18 protein-coding genes and 4 tRNA genes are annotated in these 20,276 nt (G+C 64.1%); 10 read left to right on the top strand and 12 right to left on the bottom strand.

The window, feature by feature from the left end; all coding sequences use genetic code 11:
- The first annotated feature begins 37 nt into the window (after positions 1-37).
- Positions 38-1,561, top strand: a complete 1,524-nt coding sequence (locus AC1DQ3_RS18390) for a fumarate hydratase (protein WP_477121587.1) — start codon at positions 38-40, stop codon at positions 1,559-1,561.
- A 115-nt stretch (positions 1,562-1,676) separates the two neighbouring features.
- Complete coding sequence (murI, locus tag AC1DQ3_RS18385; RefSeq protein WP_477121586.1) at positions 1,677-2,489, top strand: glutamate racemase; 813 nt, start codon at positions 1,677-1,679, stop codon at positions 2,487-2,489.
- Positions 2,490-2,513: 24 nt separating this feature from the next.
- Here murI and AC1DQ3_RS18380 read toward each other — a convergent pair whose 3' ends face one another.
- A complete protein-coding gene (locus AC1DQ3_RS18380; protein WP_477121585.1) occupies positions 2,514-4,814 on the bottom strand; it encodes an AAA family ATPase in 2,301 nt (766 codons plus the stop codon).
- A gap of 433 nt (positions 4,815-5,247) precedes the next feature.
- On the opposite strand from AC1DQ3_RS18380, the gene AC1DQ3_RS18375 reads away from it, so the two are divergent.
- The 4 genes from AC1DQ3_RS18375 to AC1DQ3_RS18360 all read left to right on the top strand — a co-directional run bounded on the left by AC1DQ3_RS18375 (position 5,248) and on the right by AC1DQ3_RS18360 (position 7,710).
- Entirely contained in the window at positions 5,248-5,904 is a 657-nt protein-coding gene (locus AC1DQ3_RS18375; RefSeq protein ID WP_477121584.1) for an energy transducer TonB, read from the top strand.
- Between the two features lie 36 nt (positions 5,905-5,940).
- A complete protein-coding gene (locus AC1DQ3_RS18370; RefSeq protein WP_477121583.1) occupies positions 5,941-6,669 on the top strand; it encodes a MotA/TolQ/ExbB proton channel family protein in 729 nt (242 codons plus the stop codon).
- Between the two features lie 29 nt (positions 6,670-6,698).
- Entirely contained in the window at positions 6,699-7,112 is a 414-nt protein-coding gene (locus AC1DQ3_RS18365) for an ExbD/TolR family protein (RefSeq protein ID WP_477121582.1), read from the top strand.
- Between the two features lie 265 nt (positions 7,113-7,377).
- Positions 7,378-7,710, top strand: a complete 333-nt coding sequence (locus tag AC1DQ3_RS18360; protein WP_477121581.1) for a hemin uptake protein HemP — start codon at positions 7,378-7,380, stop codon at positions 7,708-7,710.
- A 281-nt stretch (positions 7,711-7,991) separates the two neighbouring features.
- Here the strand turns inward: AC1DQ3_RS18360 and AC1DQ3_RS18355 are convergent, their stop codons facing one another.
- From AC1DQ3_RS18355 to AC1DQ3_RS18345, 3 genes are all read right to left on the bottom strand, one after another.
- Positions 7,992-8,399, bottom strand: a complete 408-nt coding sequence (locus AC1DQ3_RS18355; protein WP_477121580.1) for a GlcG/HbpS family heme-binding protein — start codon at positions 8,397-8,399, stop codon at positions 7,992-7,994.
- Positions 8,400-8,594: 195 nt separating this feature from the next.
- Positions 8,595-8,861 (bottom strand): hypothetical protein, encoded by a 267-nt coding sequence (locus AC1DQ3_RS18350; RefSeq protein ID WP_477121579.1) that lies wholly within the window; start codon positions 8,859-8,861, stop codon positions 8,595-8,597.
- 279 nt (positions 8,862-9,140) lie between these two features.
- Complete coding sequence (locus tag AC1DQ3_RS18345; RefSeq protein ID WP_477121578.1) at positions 9,141-9,482, bottom strand: hypothetical protein; 342 nt, start codon at positions 9,480-9,482, stop codon at positions 9,141-9,143.
- Between the two features lie 214 nt (positions 9,483-9,696).
- Here AC1DQ3_RS18345 and AC1DQ3_RS18340 point away from each other — a divergent pair.
- A tRNA-Leu gene (locus AC1DQ3_RS18340) sits at positions 9,697-9,783 on the top strand.
- A gap of 76 nt (positions 9,784-9,859) precedes the next feature.
- Here the strand turns inward: AC1DQ3_RS18340 and AC1DQ3_RS18335 are convergent.
- Positions 9,860-10,951 (bottom strand): YeiH family protein, encoded by a 1,092-nt coding sequence (locus tag AC1DQ3_RS18335; RefSeq protein ID WP_477121577.1) that lies wholly within the window; start codon positions 10,949-10,951, stop codon positions 9,860-9,862.
- A gap of 125 nt (positions 10,952-11,076) precedes the next feature.
- Here AC1DQ3_RS18335 and AC1DQ3_RS18330 point away from each other — a divergent pair, with 125 nt between their 5' ends.
- Complete coding sequence (locus AC1DQ3_RS18330) at positions 11,077-11,979, top strand: LysR family transcriptional regulator (protein ID WP_477121576.1); 903 nt, start codon at positions 11,077-11,079, stop codon at positions 11,977-11,979.
- Between the two features lie 18 nt (positions 11,980-11,997).
- Here AC1DQ3_RS18330 and AC1DQ3_RS18325 read toward each other — a convergent pair whose 3' ends face one another.
- From AC1DQ3_RS18325 to uvrC, 7 genes are all read right to left on the bottom strand, one after another.
- Complete coding sequence (locus tag AC1DQ3_RS18325) at positions 11,998-13,236, bottom strand: cation:proton antiporter domain-containing protein (protein WP_477121575.1); 1,239 nt, start codon at positions 13,234-13,236, stop codon at positions 11,998-12,000.
- A 661-nt stretch (positions 13,237-13,897) separates the two neighbouring features.
- Positions 13,898-14,359, bottom strand: a complete 462-nt coding sequence (locus tag AC1DQ3_RS18320; protein ID WP_477121574.1) for a pilin — start codon at positions 14,357-14,359, stop codon at positions 13,898-13,900.
- Between the two features lie 371 nt (positions 14,360-14,730).
- Positions 14,731-14,804, bottom strand: a tRNA-Cys gene (locus AC1DQ3_RS18315).
- A gap of 104 nt (positions 14,805-14,908) precedes the next feature.
- A tRNA-Gly gene (locus tag AC1DQ3_RS18310) sits at positions 14,909-14,984 on the bottom strand.
- A gap of 69 nt (positions 14,985-15,053) precedes the next feature.
- Positions 15,054-15,129, bottom strand: a tRNA-Gly gene (locus AC1DQ3_RS18305).
- 167 nt (positions 15,130-15,296) lie between these two features.
- On the bottom strand, positions 15,297-15,899 hold the full coding sequence (pgsA, locus tag AC1DQ3_RS18300) for a CDP-diacylglycerol--glycerol-3-phosphate 3-phosphatidyltransferase (protein WP_477121573.1): 603 nt from the start codon (positions 15,897-15,899) through the stop codon (positions 15,297-15,299).
- Positions 15,900-16,001: 102 nt separating this feature from the next.
- The gene (gene uvrC / locus AC1DQ3_RS18295) at positions 16,002-18,119 is read right to left on the bottom strand and encodes an excinuclease ABC subunit UvrC (RefSeq protein ID WP_477121572.1); all 2,118 of its coding nucleotides are present in this window, start codon (positions 18,117-18,119) and stop codon (positions 16,002-16,004) included.
- A 111-nt stretch (positions 18,120-18,230) separates the two neighbouring features.
- Between uvrC and earP the strand changes: the two genes are divergently transcribed.
- Both earP and efp read left to right on the top strand, forming a co-directional pair.
- The gene (gene earP, locus AC1DQ3_RS18290) at positions 18,231-19,433 is read left to right on the top strand and encodes an elongation factor P maturation arginine rhamnosyltransferase EarP (protein WP_477121571.1); all 1,203 of its coding nucleotides are present in this window, start codon (positions 18,231-18,233) and stop codon (positions 19,431-19,433) included.
- A 216-nt stretch (positions 19,434-19,649) separates the two neighbouring features.
- A complete protein-coding gene (gene efp / locus AC1DQ3_RS18285) occupies positions 19,650-20,207 on the top strand; it encodes an elongation factor P (RefSeq protein ID WP_477121570.1) in 558 nt (185 codons plus the stop codon).
- The last annotated feature ends 69 nt before the right edge of the window (positions 20,208-20,276 follow it).

Raw genomic sequence — 20,276 nt, 5'->3', positions numbered from 1 at the left:
TCGGGTTGAATTTCCCCTCGACTGTCCTCCCCATAACATGACTGTCATCAAACAAGAAGACCTCATCCAGAGCGTCGCCGACTCCCTGCAATACATCAGCTATTACCACCCGATGGACTACATCACCAGCCTGGGCCGCGCCTATGAGCTGGAGCAGAGTCCTGCCGCCAAGGATGCGATCGCGCAGATCCTGACCAACAGCCGCATGTGCGCCGAAGGCAAGCGTCCGATCTGCCAGGACACCGGCATCGTCACGATCTTCGTCAAGGTGGGCATGGACGTGCGCTGGGATGGCGCCACCATGGGGCTGTCGGACATGATCAACGAAGGCGTGCGCCGCGGCTACACCAACCCGGACAACGTGCTGCGCGCCTCTATCGTGAGCCCGCCCGAAGGCGGCCGCAAGAACACCAGGGACAACACCCCCGCCGTGATCCACTATGAAGTGGTGCCGGGCAATACGGTGGACATCCAGGTGGCGGCCAAGGGCGGCGGCTCCGAGAACAAGTCCAAGTTCGTCATGCTCAACCCGTCCGACTCCATCGTCGACTGGGTGCTCAAGACCGTGCCGACCATGGGCGCCGGCTGGTGCCCGCCGGGCATGCTGGGCATCGGCATCGGCGGCACCGCCGAGAAGGCGATGGTCATGGCCAAGGAATCGCTGATGGACCCGATCGACATCCAGGACGTGATCGCCCGCGGCCCGCAGGACTGGATCGAGGAAATGCGCGTCGAGCTGTACGAGAAGGTCAATGCGCTGGGTATCGGCGCGCAGGGCCTGGGCGGCCTGGCCACCGTGCTCGACGTCAAGATCATGGGCTACCCGACCCATGCGGCCTCCAAGCCGGTGGCGATGATCCCGAACTGCGCAGCCACCCGCCACGTGCATTTCACGCTGGACGGCAGCGGCCCGGCCAGGCTCGAAGCGCCTGACCTGTCGGCCTGGCCGAAGGTCGAGTGGGCACCGAACACCGAAACCTCCAAGCGCGTCGACCTGAACACCCTGACGCCCGAGGAAGTCGCCTCGTGGAAGCCGGGCCAGACCCTGCTGCTCAATGGCAAGATGCTGACCGGCCGCGACGCCGCGCACAAGCGCATCGCCGACATGCTGGCCAAGGGCGAGAAGCTGCCGGTGGACTTCAAGAACCGCGTGATCTACTACGTGGGCCCGGTCGACCCCGTGCGCGACGAAGCCGTCGGCCCGGCAGGCCCGACCACCGCCACCCGCATGGACAAGTTCACCGAGATGATGCTGGCCGAAACCGGCCTGATCTCGATGATCGGCAAGGCCGAACGCGGCCCGGTGGCGATCGAGGCCATCAGGAAGCACCAGTCGGCCTACCTGATGGCGGTCGGCGGCGCGGCCTACCTGGTGGCCAAGGCCATCCGGCACGCCAAGGTGGTCGGTTTCGAAGACCTCGGCATGGAAGCCATCTACGAGTTCGATGTCAAGGACATGCCCGTGACGGTGGCCGTGGACAGCGAAGGCACTTCGGTGCACAAGACCGGCCCCGCCGAATGGCAGGCCAGGATCGGCAAGATCCCGGTCGCCGCGCTGTAAATCGCATTGCGCCATGACAGCCGCGACAGCCATGCTGTCAGCGAAAGCCGGGTCCTCCGACCCGGCTTTTTGCTACCTGACTTCCTGATTGCCTGAATTCACTTCTGCCCTTCCCGTGAACAACGCACCCATCGGCATTTTCGATTCCGGCCTCGGCGGCCTGTCGGTATTGCGCGAGATCCGCGCGCTGCTGCCGCATGAATCGCTGCTCTACGTGGCCGACTCGAAGTACGCGCCCTATGGCGAAAAGCCAGAGCGCTTTGTCGAAGCCCGCACGCTGCAGGTTTGCGAATGGCTGGTGGCGCAGGGCTGCAAGGCCCTGGTGATCGCCTGCAACACCGCCACCATGCATGCGGTGCATACGCTGCGCGAACGGCTGGCGCTGCCCATCATTGGTGTCGAGCCCGGCCTCAAGCCGGCGGCCGCCGCAAGCCGCAGCAAAGTCGTCGGCGTGCTGGCCACGGGCAATACATTGAAGAGCGCCAAGTTCGGCCGCCTGCTCGCCTCGCTGGAGAACGAGAGCCGCTTCCTTTGCGAAGCTGGCGTCGGGCTGGTCCCGCTGATCGAGCAAGGCGATATCGACGGGCCGGCCGTGCGCGAGAAACTCACCGCCTACCTGTCGCCGATGCTCGAAGCCGGCGCCGATACGCTGGTGCTCGGCTGCACCCACTACCCATTCCTGTCGGACACCGTGCGCGAGCTGGTGGGCGATCGCCTGACGCTGGTCGATACCGGCGACGCCATCGCACGGCAATTGCAGCGCAGGCTGGCCGAACACGGCATCGCCGCCGATCCGGATGCCGCGCCAGCCGATCGCTACACGTCCACCAAGGACGCCGCCCACCTGCGCGCCATGGCCGCCGCGCTGCTGCATGTGGACACGCTGGCCGAGACCCTGGCGATCGAGCCCGCGCCCTCGCTCGACTGAGCGCGGCGGCGCGATCGCGGCTGGCTACTGCAGGAAACCCAGCGGCCGGTGCTGTCGCACTTCCGGCTTGACCGCATGCTCCTGGCGCAACTGCGCCAGGAATTCATCGGGCGTCAAGGTTTCCCCCAACAACACGCACTGACGCTTTACCGTGGCAAAGTCGCCCGGCGTCAGGCAATCCATCTTCGCGAGTTCCTCGCCCATGGCCACCTCCAGGCGGCTTGCATCGGCATCGAGCGCCTCCTCGATGAACATCGCGGCACGTTGCTCCGCCTTGAGCGCCAGGAAGCGGATCTTGAACGAGAAACGCCGCAGCGCGGCCTCGTCGATGCGCTCGAACAGGTTGGTCGTGCAGACGAAGATGCCGTTGAAGCGCTCCATGCCTTGCAACATCTCGTTGACCTCGGACACCTCGTAGTTGCGCACCGCATTCTGCCGGCTTTGCATGAAGCTGTCGGCCTCGTCGAGCAACAACACCGCGCCGTCCTCTTCGGCGCGCGCGAACATGGCGGCGATCTGCTGCTCGGTTTCCCCCACGTATTTGCTCATGAGGTCGGAGGCGCGGCGGATCATCAGCGGCTGTTCGAGCGCGGCCGCGATATGCTCGGCCAGCGCGGTCTTGCCGGTGCCCGGCGGTCCGTAGAAGCACAGGGTGCCGCGCGCGCGCGCCTTGAGCGCCTGCACGATCTTGCCGACTTCGTAGCGCGTTTCCAGGTTGAGGTAATCCAGGCGGTAATGCGTCACCACCGGCCGCCCCTCCACTTCCGGGCGCAAACCCATGGCGCGGTCGGCATGCTCGAGCTGCCGCAGGATCAGCGCCTCCACCGGCTCGGCCACGCCGGGCCCCGCCAGTTGCACGAAGCGCGCCGCCGACTGGACCTGCGCCGGGGTCAGGGTCTTGCGCGCCGCCAGCGAGGCGATAAAGGCGTCGCTCACGTCCAGCGTGCCGAGGTGCTTGCGAATGATGTTCTCGCGCACCAGCGGCGGCGGAATCTTCAGTTCCAGGTGAAACTGGAAGCGGCGCAGGTAGGCCGGATCGATCTGGCGAATCGAATTGGAGATCCAGATCACCGGCACCGGATTCTGCTCCAGCGTCTGGTTGACCCATGCCTTGCCGTTCACCGAGCCACGCGTGTCCTCCTGGCCGAACAAGCTGGTCAGCTCGCGCGCACTGCCGGGGAACACATCCTCGACTTCGTCGAACAACAAGGCCGTGCGCGGACGGCCGCGCAGGAATGCCTGCGATACCTGCAGCGAGCGGTAACGGTCCTTGCCCGACAGGCTGTTGCCGTCGCGGTCCAGGCAATCCACTTCGTACAGCTCGCAGCCCGCCTCGCGCGCGAGCAGCCGCGCAAACTCGGTCTTGCCGGTGCCGGGCGGCCCGTAGATCAGCACGTTGACGCCGCTGGCGTGCTGCTGCGTGGCGTTCGCGAGCAGGGCCGAGAGATAGCGCGCATCGGTCTCGACATGCGGATAGTCGGTGGTGCCGAGCGTGGGTGCAGCCGCCGGGCGCGTGAACACCGCCATCATCTCGGCCTCGTTGGCGTAGTTGCCAAGCAGCACGTGCAACAGGCGATCCGACAAACGCATCAGGTCGCCGAGATCGGTCACGCTGTTCTCGGGCAGAGGCTGCTCGATCAGGTTGAGTGTCTCCAGGCGCGAGCCGGGCCGCAGCGAGACGGCCACCGCGGCCGGGCTGGCACCGGTCAGGCCAGCCAGGATCTGGAAAGCCTCCTGGCTGTGCGCCACCTTGCAATCCACCATCACCGCGCGCAGGTCGCGCTTGTACTTGGCCAGCGCGGCGTAGAGCAGCAGCTTGCGCTCGTGCTCGGGCAGATCCAGCACATGGCTGAGCATGTCGATATTGCGCACCAGCAACACGCGTTCGCCGTCCAGCCGCGCGGCCAGGGCCGCCACCGACACGTCGAACACGGCGAACATATCCTTGGCATGATGCTTGACGTACTCGTCCAGGTAATAGAACAGCGCGCTTTCGTCGAAAGCACTGTTCCATTGTCCGTGCCGCTCAAGGAATTCTTCCGGCGTCAGGCGCGCGGCGCCCTTCCAGGCAGGCATATCGGCGCAGCGCGCGGCGAGGAAACGCTGCACGCGCAGCACCACGCCATAGGGCCACACCATCTCCTGGGCGCTGACCGTCAGGATGTCGTTGATATTGCTGCGCAGGTTGAATCGCRGTCCCAGCGAGCAGACGACACGCAAGGCGAACTGGGCGCACATCCAGTCGAGCGCGGAGGTGCACGGCGCGCCAGTGGCGGCGCGCAGGAGTGTCGAGCGGTCGTCATCGGCGAAACGGGTGAAGTCCATGGCCTGGTCCTCTCGCACGGGGAGCGCCGTCGCCGGCGCGGCGAATTGCTCCTCTTTTCCCTATGCTAGCGCGCTTTGTGGCAGATCGGGCATTGCCGGCAACCCTGTGCGGTGCGAGAGCACGCATTTCGTCGCCGCGCCGGCAAGACAGGACCAAATCGGCGTATAAAGACGGCTGTGCCGCAGCGAGGCAATGCGGTGCACAAAAAGTCACCAAATAAGAATCATTATCGTTTATACTTCGCTCCTGACACGCTGCCTCGAGAGCGGCGCTCCCCACCGGCATCATTGTTGAAGGAGCGTTTATCATGGAATTGCTGCTTAGCTTGCTGGTCGGTTGTGGCATCTCGCTGATCCTGTTCTATCGCAAATAAGTCTTATTGCTAATAAAAAGCCGGCGCCGCGCCGATTCGCCGACATCTGCTGCTTTCTCATGTTCGATCAACGTTTTTTCAAGATCACGCTCGCCGTCCTGTTGTTCCACGTCGGCCTGCTTTACCTGATCCAGAGCGGGCTGGGGCGCAAGATCACGGAGGCCGTGATAACGCCGGAAATCGTCGCCCGCATCATCCCGCTCGAACCAGTCCAGAAGCCCGCGGTCGAAACACCCATGCCCAAGCCGGAAACCCCGCCCAAGCAAGTAAAGGTGACCACACCGAGGCCGACTCCGCCGCAACCGCACCCCACCCCGACGCCAGTGGCTTCGCTGCCGCCGACGCCCAATGCCGTGGAAGCGCCGCCCGCGCCGCCCGCCCCGCCGGCACCTCCGGCGCCGGCCGCCGAGCCGCCTGCTCCTGTGTCGGCAGCGCCACGTGCGGTTGGCATCGGCGAAATCCAGTGCAGCGCGCCGCAACCCACCTATCCGTCGCAATCGCGCCGCATGGGTGAAACCGGCAAGGCCGTGGTACGCCTGACTACGGACGAGACCGGCAAGGTGGTCAAGACCGCCGTGGTCACTTCAAGCGGTTCGTCCCGCCTGGACCAGGCCGCCGTGGACGCAGTCCAGCGCATGCGCTGCAAGCCCTATCTGGACAACGGTCGCGCCGTGGCGGTTACCGCCCAGCAGCCGATCGGGTTCGAACTCAACTGATTTCAATATTCAATACCGACCTCACCAGGAACCAACATGCAGGACCTCGGACTCTCGCATCTCTGGACGCAAGGCGATTTCGTCATGCGTACCACCGCCATCATTCTGCTCATCATGTCGCTGGCTTCGTGGATCGTGATTCTCACGAAGGCGTGGGATCTCGTCCGGCTGAAGAAGATGGCGCATGGTGCCGAAAAGCAATTCTGGCACTCCGACGATTTCGACCACGCCCTCGAAACGCTGGGCAGCAGCGATGCGAACCCATTCCGCACGCTCGCCATCACCGGCAAGGAAGCCGCGCAGCACCACCGCGCCAGCCAGCCCCAGTTGCATGACGTGATGGACATCTCTGACTGGATCACCCGCTCGCTGAAGAGCGCCATCGACGAAGCCGTCTCGCGCATGCAATCGGGCCTGGCAGTGCTGGCCTCCGTCGGCTCCACCGCACCCTTCGTCGGCCTGTTCGGCACCGTGTGGGGCATCTATCACGCGCTGATCAATATCGGCGCCTCCGGCGTGCCAACCATCGACAAGGTGGCGGGTCCGGTGGGCGAGGCGCTGATCATGACCGCCTTCGGCCTGGCCGTTGCGATCCCCGCAGTGCTTGGCTACAACGCGCTGAGCCGAGGCAACAAGGGCGTGATCTCGAAGCTCAACCGCTTCGCCCATGACCTGCATGCCTACTTCATCACCGGCGCCCGCGTGCGCCCGACCAACGCCCGCACGGACGATGGCAGCGTGCGCCTCGCCGTCAAGAACCAGTAAGGCCGCAGCAAGGCAACAAGGAAGTCATCATGGCATTCGGTACTCTCGACTCGGACGATGACGAGGTAATGAGCGAAATCAACATGACGCCGCTGGTCGACGTCATGCTGGTGTTGCTGATCATCTTCATCATCACCATTCCCGTGATCAACCACGCGGTCAAGATCGACCTGCCGCGCGCGACCAACACGCCCAACGAGTCCAAGCCGCAGAACATCAACCTGAGCATCGATGCCAGCGGCAAGGTCTTCTGGAACCAGGCTGAAATCGACGAGCCCACGCTCGAGGCCAAAATCGCCCAGGCCGCGCAGCAGCAACCGCAACCGGAACTGCACCTGCGCGCCGATCGCGACGTGCGTTATGAACGCGTGGCGCAAGTCATGGCCGCCGCGCAGCACGGTGGACTGGGCAAAATCGGGTTCATCACCGAGCCCAAGCAGTGACGTTTCAGCGATCACCTGCCTGTTTGGGCTGATTGCGCCGCATAAGTAGAAGGGCACTCCGTTGGGGTGCCCTTTTTTCTTTGCCGGACCGCTCGCCGACCCGCGCGTCGGAGGTACCGGGACGGTGCCCGATCCGGCTCTTCGCAATGAAAAATTCCTATTGTAATGATAACGATTCCCATTTAATATCAAGCCACCCTGAACCCGATCGTGGCAGCTCGCAGTCCCGCGCAGCCGCCACGGACCACCGGCCCGGAGCCTACCGATGAGCACCCTGACCCTGCCGCTGTCGCAACCGCATGAAGTCACCCGCCGCCGTCTTTCCCTGCGCCGGATCGAAGTCACCCCCAAAAAAGCGGCGCAAGCGCGGCGTGAGAACCCGGCCAGCGCGGCTATCGAAACGATGAAATCCGCCGTCGCTGCCCTGCCCGCCCGGCTCGAAGCCCTGATGCGCGACGGCCTCGGCGCAGCGCCGGCTGGCGATGCCGTGCCATTGGATACGCTGATGCGGGGCGCCAAACTGCTGCCTATCCTGCACAACGGCGAGGTCTACACGCTGCGCATCACGCGCCACGGCAGGCTGATCCTGACCAAGTAGTGCGCCATGCCTGCAGCGCCGCGACGAACGTCGCGGCGCTGCAGGCACAAGCATTTCCCGCTGCACTGGCGGCAGCCGTGCAGTGAGCTAACGACGGGAGCATGCGAAGGGGAAAATCTGGCTACCGGGACCGGCAGCCTGGCCGCGAAACCCCTCGGCAGGCTTCGCATCGGGCCGACAAGGACGTCAGCCCACCATCAGTGATCCAGCAATGGGTGCCGCGACAATGAGCCAGGCTCACTGTCGCGGCACTACGCTTGATTCAGGCTGGCAAGCAAGTCTCAGACGCCCAGGGCGGCAATGCCGGCGCGCGCGATCTGCGCGTCTTCGGTCGACTTCACGCCCGATATGCCAACCGCACCCACCACCTGGTCGTTGACCACGATAGGCACACCACCCTCCAGCATGCCCTGCAGCACCGGCGCGGTCATGAACGAGTGACGGCCGTTGTTGATCATGTCTTCGTAGACCTTCGATTCGCGACGGCCCAGCGACGACGTGCGTGCCTTCTCGGTAGCGATGTAGCTCGAGATCGGCGCGGCGCCATCCAGGCGCTGCAGCGCCAGCAGGTGGCCGCCATCGTCGACGATGGCGATCGACACCGCCCATTGGTGATTCTTGGCCTCGAGCTCGGCTGCGGCCAGCACCTTCTTCACGTCATCTGCCGTCAGCACGGTCTTTTGCTGCATACCATTCTCCTCGAATATCATTTCAGTGAGCCGGAAGTATAGCGCCACAGCCCTTTGCATGACCATGGGCCGGGCGCCCGCGCGAAGGCCGTGGAAACGCAAAAGACCCGCGCTGGGCGGGCCTTCTGCGTTGTCACGGTTGCGGTGTGCGGACTGCCGTGGCCCACAGGCGCCACGGACTTGTGTCCAGCGAACTCAGGCTCCGTCGGTGAACTGGTCGCGGCGATCATTCGCCCTGGCGCCGTCGGTGAACGCGTCGCGGCGGTCGCCAACCTTGGCGCCGTCGGTGAACGGGTCAACCTTGCCCACCTTGGCGCCATCGGTGTAAGGGTCGACCTTGCCGACCTTGGCGCCATCGGTGTACGGGTCGCGCTTGTTGATGCCTGCGGCAAAGGCGGATGCGGAGAGTGCGGAAAGGGCGGTCATTGCTGCAATCGCCACCAGAGTGCTTTTGACTTTCATGGGTGGGTCCTCTTTGGAATCGTGCTGGCTGGAAAGGCACCGGATGCGAGCTTTGCGGAATCTTTTCATCACGGCGTCACAGCAGCAGTATAGGGGAAAACCCTAGGATCGACACGCACAATGGTTTGATCTGACTCTTCAAATTTTTTGACCCTGCCGGCAACTATGGAACCTTGACCCGATCGCCGCATACAGCTTGCCTTTGCAAGCCACACCTGAAATACGAAAGGGCCCCGGAGGGCCCTTTCTGCTGACCTGCGCGCGGCAGATCATTCACGCTTATCGCCAGTGGCGGTGGTCACGGTCATGCTCCCAACGTCCCGGCGGGCCGTAGTAGCCACGGCCGCGGTAGCCACGGCCGTAATAGCCACCGCCATAGTAGGCCGGACCGTAGTAAACCGGGGCCGGACGCACTACCACGGCGGGGGGACCATAGTAGACAGGTGCCGGAGCCACGATCACGGGTGGCGGGGCATAATAGGCGGGCGGCGGATAGTACGCCGGGCCGCCCACTACCACGCCGGGCACACCAATGGCAACGCCAACGCTCACATGCGCCATTGCCGCACCTGATGCCAGCGCCCCAAGCAAAGCGAGTCCTGCGAGCATCCAACGTTTCATGATCCTTGCCTCTTGCAAGTCGTTATTCGATAAGGCGTATTGTAGATTCTTCAGAGATTCCAGGTGAAACCGCGGACGCTACATTGTTACCGGGCGTAACAATAGGCACATGGCGGCGCGTTCGACCCTCCACCTTCCGCCTGGCGCCAATCGGCGCAAACCGCGCGGAACTTGCATCACTGCGCTCAACCGACCACAATATCGGGCTTGCCGTGCGGCCGTGGAGAAATTGGTAGACTCAGCAGACTTAAAATCTGCCGCCTTTACGGGCTTACGGGTTCGATTCCCGTCGGCCGCACCAGCATCCACCTCACCAGGCCCGCCCAAGGCATCTCGCCGCATTCCGCGATCGGGCGGCGCGACGCGGCCCGGCCCGCTCAGACTACCGCCGCGCACAGCAGCGCGCCCGCTCCCATCAGGAATACAAAGAGCAGGCCAGCCAGTATCAGGGGCTTGCGTCCAGCGTGCAGCAAGGTGCCGATACGGGTGTGCAGGCCAATCGCCAGCATCGCGCAAGCGAGCAGCCAATTGTCGAACGACAGCAGGTTGGGTTTCCATTCCTCGGGCACGAGGCCGGCGGAGTGTACCGCCATGACCGCCACGAAACCCACCGCAAACCACGGCACTGCCTTCAGGATCGCGCCCCACGGCCGCGCGCCCGCTGCCTTTTCGCCTGCCACGCCGCTGGCCCCCTTCGGCAACAGCGCGAGCACCAGCAACAGCGGCCCCAACGCCAGCACGCGCACCATCTTGGTAACCACAGCGGCATCCGCGGTGGCATCGCTGACCATCTTGCCCGATGCGATGACCTGGGCCACCTCGTGCAGGGTGGCACCCATATAGATACCGAACGAACGCTCGCTGATGGCCACGTGCCAGTGCTGCGTGGCAAGTTCGAACAGATACGGGTACAGCAGCATGCCGGCCGTGCCGAACAACACCACCGTGGCCACGGCTACCGCCGTCTGGCGGTCGTCGGTGCGCACTACCGATGCGACCGCGATCGCCGCAGCGGCGCCGCATACCGCGCTGCCCGCGCTGACGACGATCGCTTCCCGGCGGCTCAGACCAAGCAGCGAGGTACCGATCCAGATGCCCACCAGCATGGTCGACACAAGCATGGCCAACGGCACCAGCACGCCGGCAAGGCCCAGGTCGGCGATAGCGCCGAAGGTCAGTCGCAGGCCGTACAAGGCCACGCCGAGCCGCAGCAAGTGCTGGCGCGCCAGCTGCATTCCGGGCCCCAGCGGCGTCAGCCAGCGTTGCGGCAGGGTATTGCCTGCCACCATGCCGGCGAACATGGCCAGTGTCAGCGCGCTCATGCCAAGGTGCGATACGGCCGGGTGGGCCGAGATGGCCATGGCCAGCCAGGCGATGACACCCAGCGGTACCAGGGTCAGGATCCGTGTCGGCCACGAAGGCGGCTCGGCGACGAGATTGGCAGTTGCGGTCGAAGGGGTGATGGACATGGCGGGGTTCCCTGCCCCTTCAGCCTGGCGGCTTCTGGGCGCTTATTGAGCATGTTCCAAGCGTAGTTGGCACGCCTAAATCTGTAAAACAGGTAATATAGCTATACCTTACCTAAATTTCAGATATGAACCAGCGCCCTCTCCGCCTGACCTTGCGCCAGCTCTCGGTTTTTGTCGCGGTTGCGCAGCACGGCAGCACCGTAGCGGCGGCCAGCGCGCTGGCCATGTCCCAATCCGCGGTCAGCGCCGCGCTGGCGGATCTGGAGACCGCGCTGGGCGGCGCGCTGTTTGACCGGATTGCGCGCCGGCTCAGCATCAATGAGACCGGCCGGCTGTTTTTCCCGCGCGCGCTGTCGCTGCTGGACCAGGCGCATGAACTCGAACGCTTCACCGTCCAGCCCGGCGTGCAACTGCGCATTGCGGCCAGCAACACCATTGGCAGCTACATCCTGCCCGGCCTGCTCGCGGGCTTTCGCCACGCGCAGAGCGGACCTTGCGCGCTCGACATGCGCATCGGCAACACGCGCGAAGTGCTGCAGGCGCTGCTCCAGTTCGAGGCGGATATCGGGCTGATCGAAGGCACCTGCCACGAGCGCGACCTGCGCAGCGCGCATTGGCGCGACGATGTGATGGTGGTCGTGGTCAGCCCGGCGCATCCCCTGGCGAACAGGCCTGGCGACCTCGATGCCCTGCGTGAGGCGGACTGGGTCGTGCGCGAACCGGGCTCGGGGACGCGCGAGATCATCGAGCAGCGCCTGGCGCCCCTTTTGGGCGAGCTGCGTTTTGCGCTGGAACTGGGCAATTCCGAAGCGATCAAGCGTGCCGTGATGAGCGGCTTTGGCGTGAGTTGCCTGTCGCTGCAAGTCGTGGAGGAAGAATTGCAGCGCGGCACCCTGGTAGCGCTGCGCGAAGGCTTGCCTGACGTGGTGAGACCGCTGCATCTGGTGGTCCACCAGGACAAATACCCGACGCAGGGCCTGCTGGCCTTCACCGAGTACCTCCGCCGCGACGCTGCCGCCGGCCACTGAACAGCCGCGCGCCTACGCTCAGGCTGGCTGCGGATCGGCCTCGCCCGCATGCCTTGCGTTGTAGCGATCGAGCAGGTGGAACAGCAGCGGATTGAGCACGATGGAAAGCAGTGCGCCAGCCAGGATGAGCGCCTGCCCGCGCTCGGGCAGGATTTTCAGGTAGACGCCCAGGCCGGCAAGGATAAAGGAGAACTCGCCGATCTGGGCCAGGCTCACCGCGATGGTCATGCCGGTGCGGGTGGAATGCCCGAATGCCCGCACGATGCACAGCGCAGCGAGCGATTTGCCCACCACGATGATAAACAGCGTGGCCAGCACGCCCCAGGGATCGGTGATCAGTACCATGGGGTTGAACAGCATCCCCACCGAGACGAAGAACAGCACCGCGAACGCATCGCGCAGCGGCAACGACTCTTCGGCCGCGCGATGGCTGAACTCCGACTCCGCCAGCACCATGCCGGCAAAGAATGCACCCAGCGCGAACGACACGCCGAACAGCGCATAGGCGCCGAAGGCCACGCCGAGCGCCGTGGCCAGCACCGCCAGCCGGAACAATTCGCGGCTGCCGGTCCAGACGATGCGCTCCAGCATCCATGGAATAAAGCGCCGGCCGATCACCAGCATCACGGCGACAAAGGCGGCCACCTTGCCCAAGGTGGCGAACACCGTCAACAGGATTTGTGCCGAGCCTGCTGCGGCGGCGTCCGAGCCCGCCACATCGGCAGACGGCGTCAGCAAGCCCGCAAGCGCTGGCAGCAGCACGAGCACCAGCACCATGGCCAGGTCCTCCACGATCAGCCAGCCGACCGCGATCCGGCCCTGCGCCGACTCCACCAGCTCGCGCTCTTGCAATGCCTTGAGCAGCACCACCGTGCTCGCCACCGAGAGTGCCAGCCCAAAGACCAGGCCCGGTCCCCACTCCCAACCGAAGCCCCAGGCCGCGCCCATGCCAAGCAGGGTAGCGATGGCGATCTGCACCACCGCGCCAGGAATGGCGATCGTCTTCACCGCCATCAGGTCCTTGAGGGAAAAATGCAACCCAACCCCGAACATCAGCAGGATCACCCCGAGTTCCGCCAACTGTGGAGCCAAAGCCTGGTCAGCGGTATAGCCCGGCGTATGCGGACCCACCACGATGCCCGCGCACAGGTAGCCGATCAGCGGCGGCAGCTTGAGCCGGTTGGCCAGCGCGCCCAGAATAAACGCCAGGACGAGGCCGCCAACGATGGTGCTGATGAGCGGGGTAGCGTGATGCATGCGTTGGGGGTTCCTCGTGGGTGGTCTTGACGGCGTTGAATGGATGGACCCACTCGCCCTCCTCCGGAAAAAACCGGCGGGGACCACAAAGCGTCCCCTTGCCTTCCTCGCAGCGTCGAACGCTGCGCAGTGGCCAAGCGGTACCGCGTTGATTGAGGGAAAACGGGAACGGGAGTGCTATAGAGCCCGGAGGCCATAGCGCGGCACTGGTCCATCCGGACGACAATGGCGCGCAGTCCAGGTCGGATTTCCCCTGAACGCCCCGCGAAGACGACGTATATGGAATGTAACACGATCACCACATCGGCAAAGCGCGGAATCCGGGCTGGATGTGGCCCTTTCATGTTCCGGCTTCCCCTCGCCGCGCCGAGGCGGATTTCGATGTTGGCGCAGACGAGGCTTTTGGACAGAGGTTGACTTGGATCGGACGAATGCCCCCGGCCGGGGGCGGCACCCCGCCGAGTGGCGAGATGCTTTCGGAATCGAATTTGCTATTGCCTTGGCGGGGCCCCAGACCCAACATGAAAACACCCCTGTAAGTCCTTGACTCACTGGGGTGTTTTGCCTAATCAGGCAAGCCGCTTCAAAAAATCTAAGCGATGGCCTTACCTTGCCCGAAAGCGCTTTCTCTTGTAATCACCTAATAGCAAACGAACTCTGTTTAGCAGAGACCAGAGGTCTTGCAAGTGCCGGAGACCACCCACGTCATCGCGGTTGCGGACCCACCAGCGTTAGGAGTGCCGGTCAGGATGTACGTTGCGCCGCCCAAGCCGCTGGTGGCAATCGCGGTCGCGGTAATAACAATCTTGGTTGCAGGAACAGCGTCGCCGGCCAATGCAACTGAAGCCGTGTAGCCTGCGGCAACCGGCGTAGCAGGAATACCGTTAGCGCCCGGGACGCCACAGTTTGCGATGGCGCCGTCCTGTTGCAAACACACTTCGGCCGCAACCTTAAGGGGTGCCGTCGTTTGGATGACTTCAGCAAATCGTGCTTTCGCCGTGTAAGTCTGATACTGCGGAATCGCAATCGCCGCCAAAATACCGATGATCGCGATCACGATCATCAGTTCGATCAGCGTGAAGCCCTTTTGTACCCGCTTGATTCCCATCCGTGCTTTTTTCATGGTGACTGACCCCTGTTATTTGTAAGCAGCAACTTGCTGCGTCAACCCTATACGCAACGCTCGTGCCAGGCTCATTTGAGCTGAATGTCGGACGTTTGTGACAAACTGCGTCAGTTGTAACTTCATGTATCAGAGGCATCCTGACAGATCTTGTCAGTCCCTGTGACGAATTCTGGCATGCGCATTAAGGCGCTTTGACATCAGATTTTACCAGTTTCGATTTCCTCCCCACCCGTCCAGGTCGGTCTTCACCTGCTGGCCACGCACAATGCCATCCTTGTCGAAATAGGTGGAGGTACCTTTCGACCGGGTTCGAGCGTATTGCGCGGAAGGCACAAAAGGAAAAGCCCTGATAAATCAGGGCTTCAAATTGGAGGCGGGGGTCGGAATCGAACCGGCGTACACGGCTTTGCAGGCCGCTGCATGACCACTCTGCCACCCCGCCGGGTGACGGCTGCTGGGATTGTAGCCGCATTCGCCTGACCCTGCCGGGCGCGCCTGCGTACCACCATCACAAACAAAAAGGGAAGCGGTGCTTCCCTTTGGGACTGGAGCGGGAGACGAGGCTCGAACTCGCGACCTCAACCTTGGCAAGGTTGCGCTCTACCAACTGAGCTACTCCCGCATTGACTACTCTGCGTGCCGATCTGGAATTCCACGGTATGCACCGGGCCTTCCAAAAGCAACGGAAACCTGGAGCGGGAGACGAGGCTCGAACTCGCGACCTCAACCTTGGCAAGGTTGCGCTCTACCAACTGAGCTACTCCCGCAGGATCCTGCTGACTTCTTACCTGGAACGCAACTTTTGTGCTCATAGTGCTCACATCACGCTGCATTCTTGCTGCTTTTCGCTTCGTTCGGTTTGTTTCGTCAGAAGCGAGAACAGGATTATGGCAAACCGGCGCGGCATTCGTCAAGCATATTTTTCAGTAGCTCATCACTTTTGTGCGGTGGCCTCGCCACTCAGGCCGCTGCGCTCGCGAATCTGCGGCCATGCCAGCTTCATGTAATAGAACATCGACCACAGCGTCAGCACCGCCGCCACATAGATCAGCCACGCGCCCAGCACCGAGGCATCGACGATGCCGAACAGGCTGTCGTTGAAGAGCAGCAGCGGTATCGCGATCATCTGGAAGGTGGTCTTGAGCTTGCCGAGGAAATTCACCGCCACGCTCTTGGACGCGCCGATCTGCGCCATCCACTCCCGCAGCGCCGAGATGGTGATCTCCCGGCCGATGATCACCAGCGCGATCAGGTCGGCGACCCGGCCCAGCGCCAGCAGGGAGAGCAATGCCGCCGCCACCATCAGCTTGTCCGCCACCGGGTCGAGGAAGGCGCCGAAGGAGGATGTCTGGTTCCAGCGCCTTGCCAGGAAACCGTCCAGCCAGTCGGTGACCGCGGCAATGATGAAGAAACCCGCTGCCGTCATGTTCTTGGCATGCATTGGCAGCCATGCCTCGGGCAAGTAGAACACGCCTACCACAAGGGGAATCATGGCAACGCGGAGCCAGGTCAGCAGGATCGGTATATTCAGCGGCATGGGGGCTCGGAACGTGACAACAGCAATGGCAATGCCGGGATTGTCGCCTATTTCAACGAAAGCCGATCATTTCCTGCAACAGGGGCCCTGGATGTGTCCAGATCAATGCAGCTGCCGATAGATTTCCTCGGCCAGCGCATGCGAGATGCCGTCGACGCTGGCCAGCTCATCGATACTGGCCCCGATGACGCCGCGCAGGCCGCCGAAGCGCGTGAGCAGCTTCTGCCTGCGGCGGGCGCCGACACCTTCGATCTCCTCCAGCCGCGAGGTGGTGCGCACCTTGGCGCGGCGCGCGCGCATGCCGGTGATGGCAAAGCGGTGCGCCTCGTCGCGGATCTGCGCCACCAGCATCAGGGCCGCGCTGCCCTGCCCCAGTTCCAGCGAGGGCCGGCCATCGGCGAATACCAGCGTCTCCAGCCCGACCTTGCGGCCTTCGCCCTTGGCCACGCCGACCAGCGCGCCGATATCGAGGCCAAGCTCCTCGAAGACCTGGCGCGCGACTTCCACCTGGCCCTTGCCGCCATCGATCAGGACCACAGTGGGCATCAGCGATGACGCGGCAGGCGCACCGGCCGCACCGGCCACACCTGAATCGCCGCCTTCGGGGACGGGCTCCTGTGCCTGCTCCATCAGCTCCACCAGCTTCTGGTAGCGCCGTGTCAGCACCTGGCGCATGGCGGCGTAATCGTCGCCGGGCGTGATGTCCTGGATGTTGTAGCGGCGGTACTCGGCGTTCTGCATCTCGTGATGATGAAAGACCACGCAGGAGGCCTGCGTGGCCTCGCCGGCAGTGTGGCTGATGTCGAAGCATTCCACCCGCAGCAGCGCCAGGTCTTCCATGTCGAGGCCAATCGTCTCCGCCAGTGCGCGCGTGCGGGCCTGCTGGCTGCCCTGCTCCGCCAGGCGGCGGGACAGCGCCAGTGCCGCGCCTTGCTGGGCCATTTCCAGCCAGGCCCGGCGCTGCCCCTGCGGCTGGCGGACCAGCGTGACCTTGCGCCCGGCCTGCAGCGACAGCGCCTCCAGCAAGGTCTTGTCCGGCGGCAGGTGGCTGACCACGATAATCGGCGGCACGGCCTGGTCCAGATAGTGCTGCGCCATGAAGGCGGACAACACCTCGGCGGCAATGCGCTCGACCGGTACGCCGGCGGGAGCACTGGCCGCGCGTTCACCAGCGGCCTCGGACGCCGCGCCCGCGGCGGCTTCATCCTCTTCCTCGACGATCATGGCGCCTTCCTCGACGTGCGCCGGGAAGTAGGCCTTGTCGCCCAAATGCCGCCCCCCACGGATCATCGCCAGGTTGACGCAGGCGCGACCGCCCTCCACCGCCACCGCGAGCACGTCGATGTCGCTGGCCTGCCCGACCTCCTCCACGGCCTGCCGCTTGAGCACGGTGGACAGTGCCCCGATCTGGTCCCGCACCGCTGCCGCCTGCTCGAATTCCAGGCGGCCGGCATGCTCTTCCATTTTCGCCTGCAGGCCTTCGAGCACCTCGTTCTGCCGGCCCTGCAGGAAGCGCGCCGCATTGCCGACATCGCGCGCGTAATCCGCCTCGCTGATAGCGCCCACGCAAGGGCCGGTGCAGCGATGAATCTGGTGCAGCAGGCACGGCCGCGTGCGATTGCTGAAGACCGTATCCTCGCAGGTGCGCAGCTGGAACACCCGCTGCAGGATCTGCATGCTTTCCCGCACCGCGTGCGCGCTCGGGAACGGCCCAAAGTATTGGTGCTTGCGGTCGGTGGCGCCGCGGTAGTAAGCCATGCGCGGGAAGCGATGGCCGGTCAGCTTGAGGAACGGGTACGACTTGTCGTCGCGGAACAGGATGTTGTAGCGCGGCGCCAGTGCCTTGATCAGGTTGTTTTCGAGCAGCAGGGCTTCGGCCTCGGTGCGCACCACCGTGGTATCGATGCGCGCGATCCTGGCCACCATCATGGCGATGCGCGGCGACAACAAGGTCTTGTTGAAATAGCTGGCGACGCGTTTCTTCAGGTCGCGTGCCTTGCCCACGTAAAGGATATTGCCGTTAGCATCGAAGTAGCGATAGACGCCGGGCAATCCGGGCAACTGGGCAATGACGGCCTTGGCATCGAACGGGACCTCCGGCTCGGACGCGGCTGCAGCCTCGGGAGCCGCTTCGTGCGGCAGCGCGCGCTGGTCTTCCGGCTGGCCGGCGGCGGGCGCGCCTTGATCGTGGGTTTCGGGTTCGGGTTCCTGCTGGGACATCGGGAGGGGGTTGGCCGTGAGGGGGCCCGTTTCATACGTGCGCCGCGAGGCCACGCGCAACAGGCTCTAAAATCGCAAGTTTAGAGCAAATCCTTGCCGACACACGCCACCATGCCTGCCCACCCCGACCGTGCCATCCGCTCCTGGGACATCTTCTGTACCGTTATCGACAATTTCGGCGATATCGGCGTCTGCTGGCGGCTGGCGCGCCAGCTGGCACAGGAGCATGGCCACGCCGTGCGGTTGTGGGTGGACGATCTCGCCAGCTTCGCGCGCCTGGCCCCCGGCCTCGATATGGCAGCGCGCCAGCAGGAGCTTGCCGGCGTGACGATCCGTCCATGGCGGCGTCCGGACCAGGAGAGCGCGCAGGAAAGCGCTGCCCGCTTCGCGGACGTCATACCGCACGATGCGGTGATCGAAGCCTTTGCATGCGACCTGCCGGAGCCGTTTCTTGCCGCCATGGCCGCATGCGCGGCCAAGCCAGCCTGGATCAATCTCGAATACCTGAGCGCCGAGCCCTGGGTCAGGGAACACCACGGCATGGCCTCGCCCCATCCGCGCCTGCCGCTGGTCAAGCACTTTTTTTTCCCCGGCTTCGAGCCCGGCACGGGCGGGCTGCTGCGCGAAACCATGCTRGGCATGCAGCGCGAGAATTTTCGCGCCAGCCCCGCGGCGCAGGCTGCGCTGTGGCATCGCCTTGGTGCCCGGCCCATCRATGGCGCACTGAAGGTCAGCCTGTTCGCCTACGCCAACGCTGCCCTGCCGGCGCTGCTGGCGCAATGGCGCGATGGCCCGGAGCCGGTCCAGTGCCTGGTGCCGGCTGGCCTGGCCGCCCGGCAGGCGAGCGAATGGTTCGGCGCCGCCGACTGCACGCCGGGCAGCGTGTTCATGCGCGGCAGCCTGACCGTGCAGGTCGTGCCCTTCGTGCGGCAGGAGCATTACGATGAACTCCTGTGGCTATGCGACCTTAACTTCGTGCGAGGCGAGGACTCGTTCGTGCGCGCGCAGTGGGCGGGCCGGCCCTTTGTCTGGCATATCTACCCGCAATCCGACACCGCGCACATGGTCAAGCTCGATGCCTTCCTGGCGCTGCTCGTGCAGCGGATGGAACGCAGCGGCCAGGCAGAGGCGGCCAGTGCACTCTCCAGTTTCTGGCACGGCTGGAACAAGGACGATGGATCACCTGACTGGCCGCGATTGCACGCGCATCTGCCCGCCCTTGCCCATGCCGTCGAGCAATGGCAGCGCAGCCTGCTGCACCTTGGCGACTTGGCGGCAAATCTGGTGGCATTTTGTGAAAATCGGGTAAAATAATGGGTTGATTTGATGGCGACCGGGCCGGAAGACGGATGCGCCCTGTGCAAGCGATCGGCCCTGGCTTGCGCCACGGTACACGCGGCACGGGGCCTTAGCGTAAAGGGCACGGGTCGGGCACGGGTCGCGCGCGCGGACACCGCTAGCGCCGTGCGTCGGCAGCGCGCCTTCGCCATACCGAATTCCGAGACATTCTTTTTCAGGAAATTAGTTCAGATGAAAACCGCACAAGAACTCCGCGTCGGCAACGTATTCATGATCGGCACCGACCCGATGGTCGTGCAGAAGGCTGAGTACAACAAGTCGGGCCGCAACTCCGCCGTGGTCAAGATGAAGTACAAGAACCTGCTGACGGAAGCCCCGGGCGAAGCCGTCTTCAAGGCCGACGACAAGTTCGAAGTCGTGATGCTCGAGCGCCGCGAATGCACCTACTCGTACTTCGCCGACCCGATGTACGTGTTCATGGACACCGACTTCAACCAGTACGAAGTCGAGAAGGACAGCATGGGCGACTCGCTGAACTACCTCGAAGACGGCATGAACGTCGAAGTGGTGTTCTACAACGACAAGGCCATCTCGGTGGATATGCCCACCACGCTGGTGCGCGAGATCGTCTACACGGAACCTGCCGTCAAGGGCGACACCTCGTCGGGCAAGGTGCTCAAGGGCGCCAAGATCAACACCGGCTTCGAACTGCAAGTGCCGCTGTTCTGCAGCATCGGCGACAGGATCGAAATCGACACCCGCACCGGCGAATACCGCAGCCGCGCCTAAGCGCAGCTTGTTCGCCGCCATTCCCCCGGGAATGGCGCATCGGAAAGAAGGGCAGCCTCGGCTGCCCTT

The sequence above is a fragment of the Cupriavidus sp. 01T418 genome, from assembly GCF_056398885.1.
This window is presented reverse-complemented; position numbering and strand designations above follow the sequence as displayed.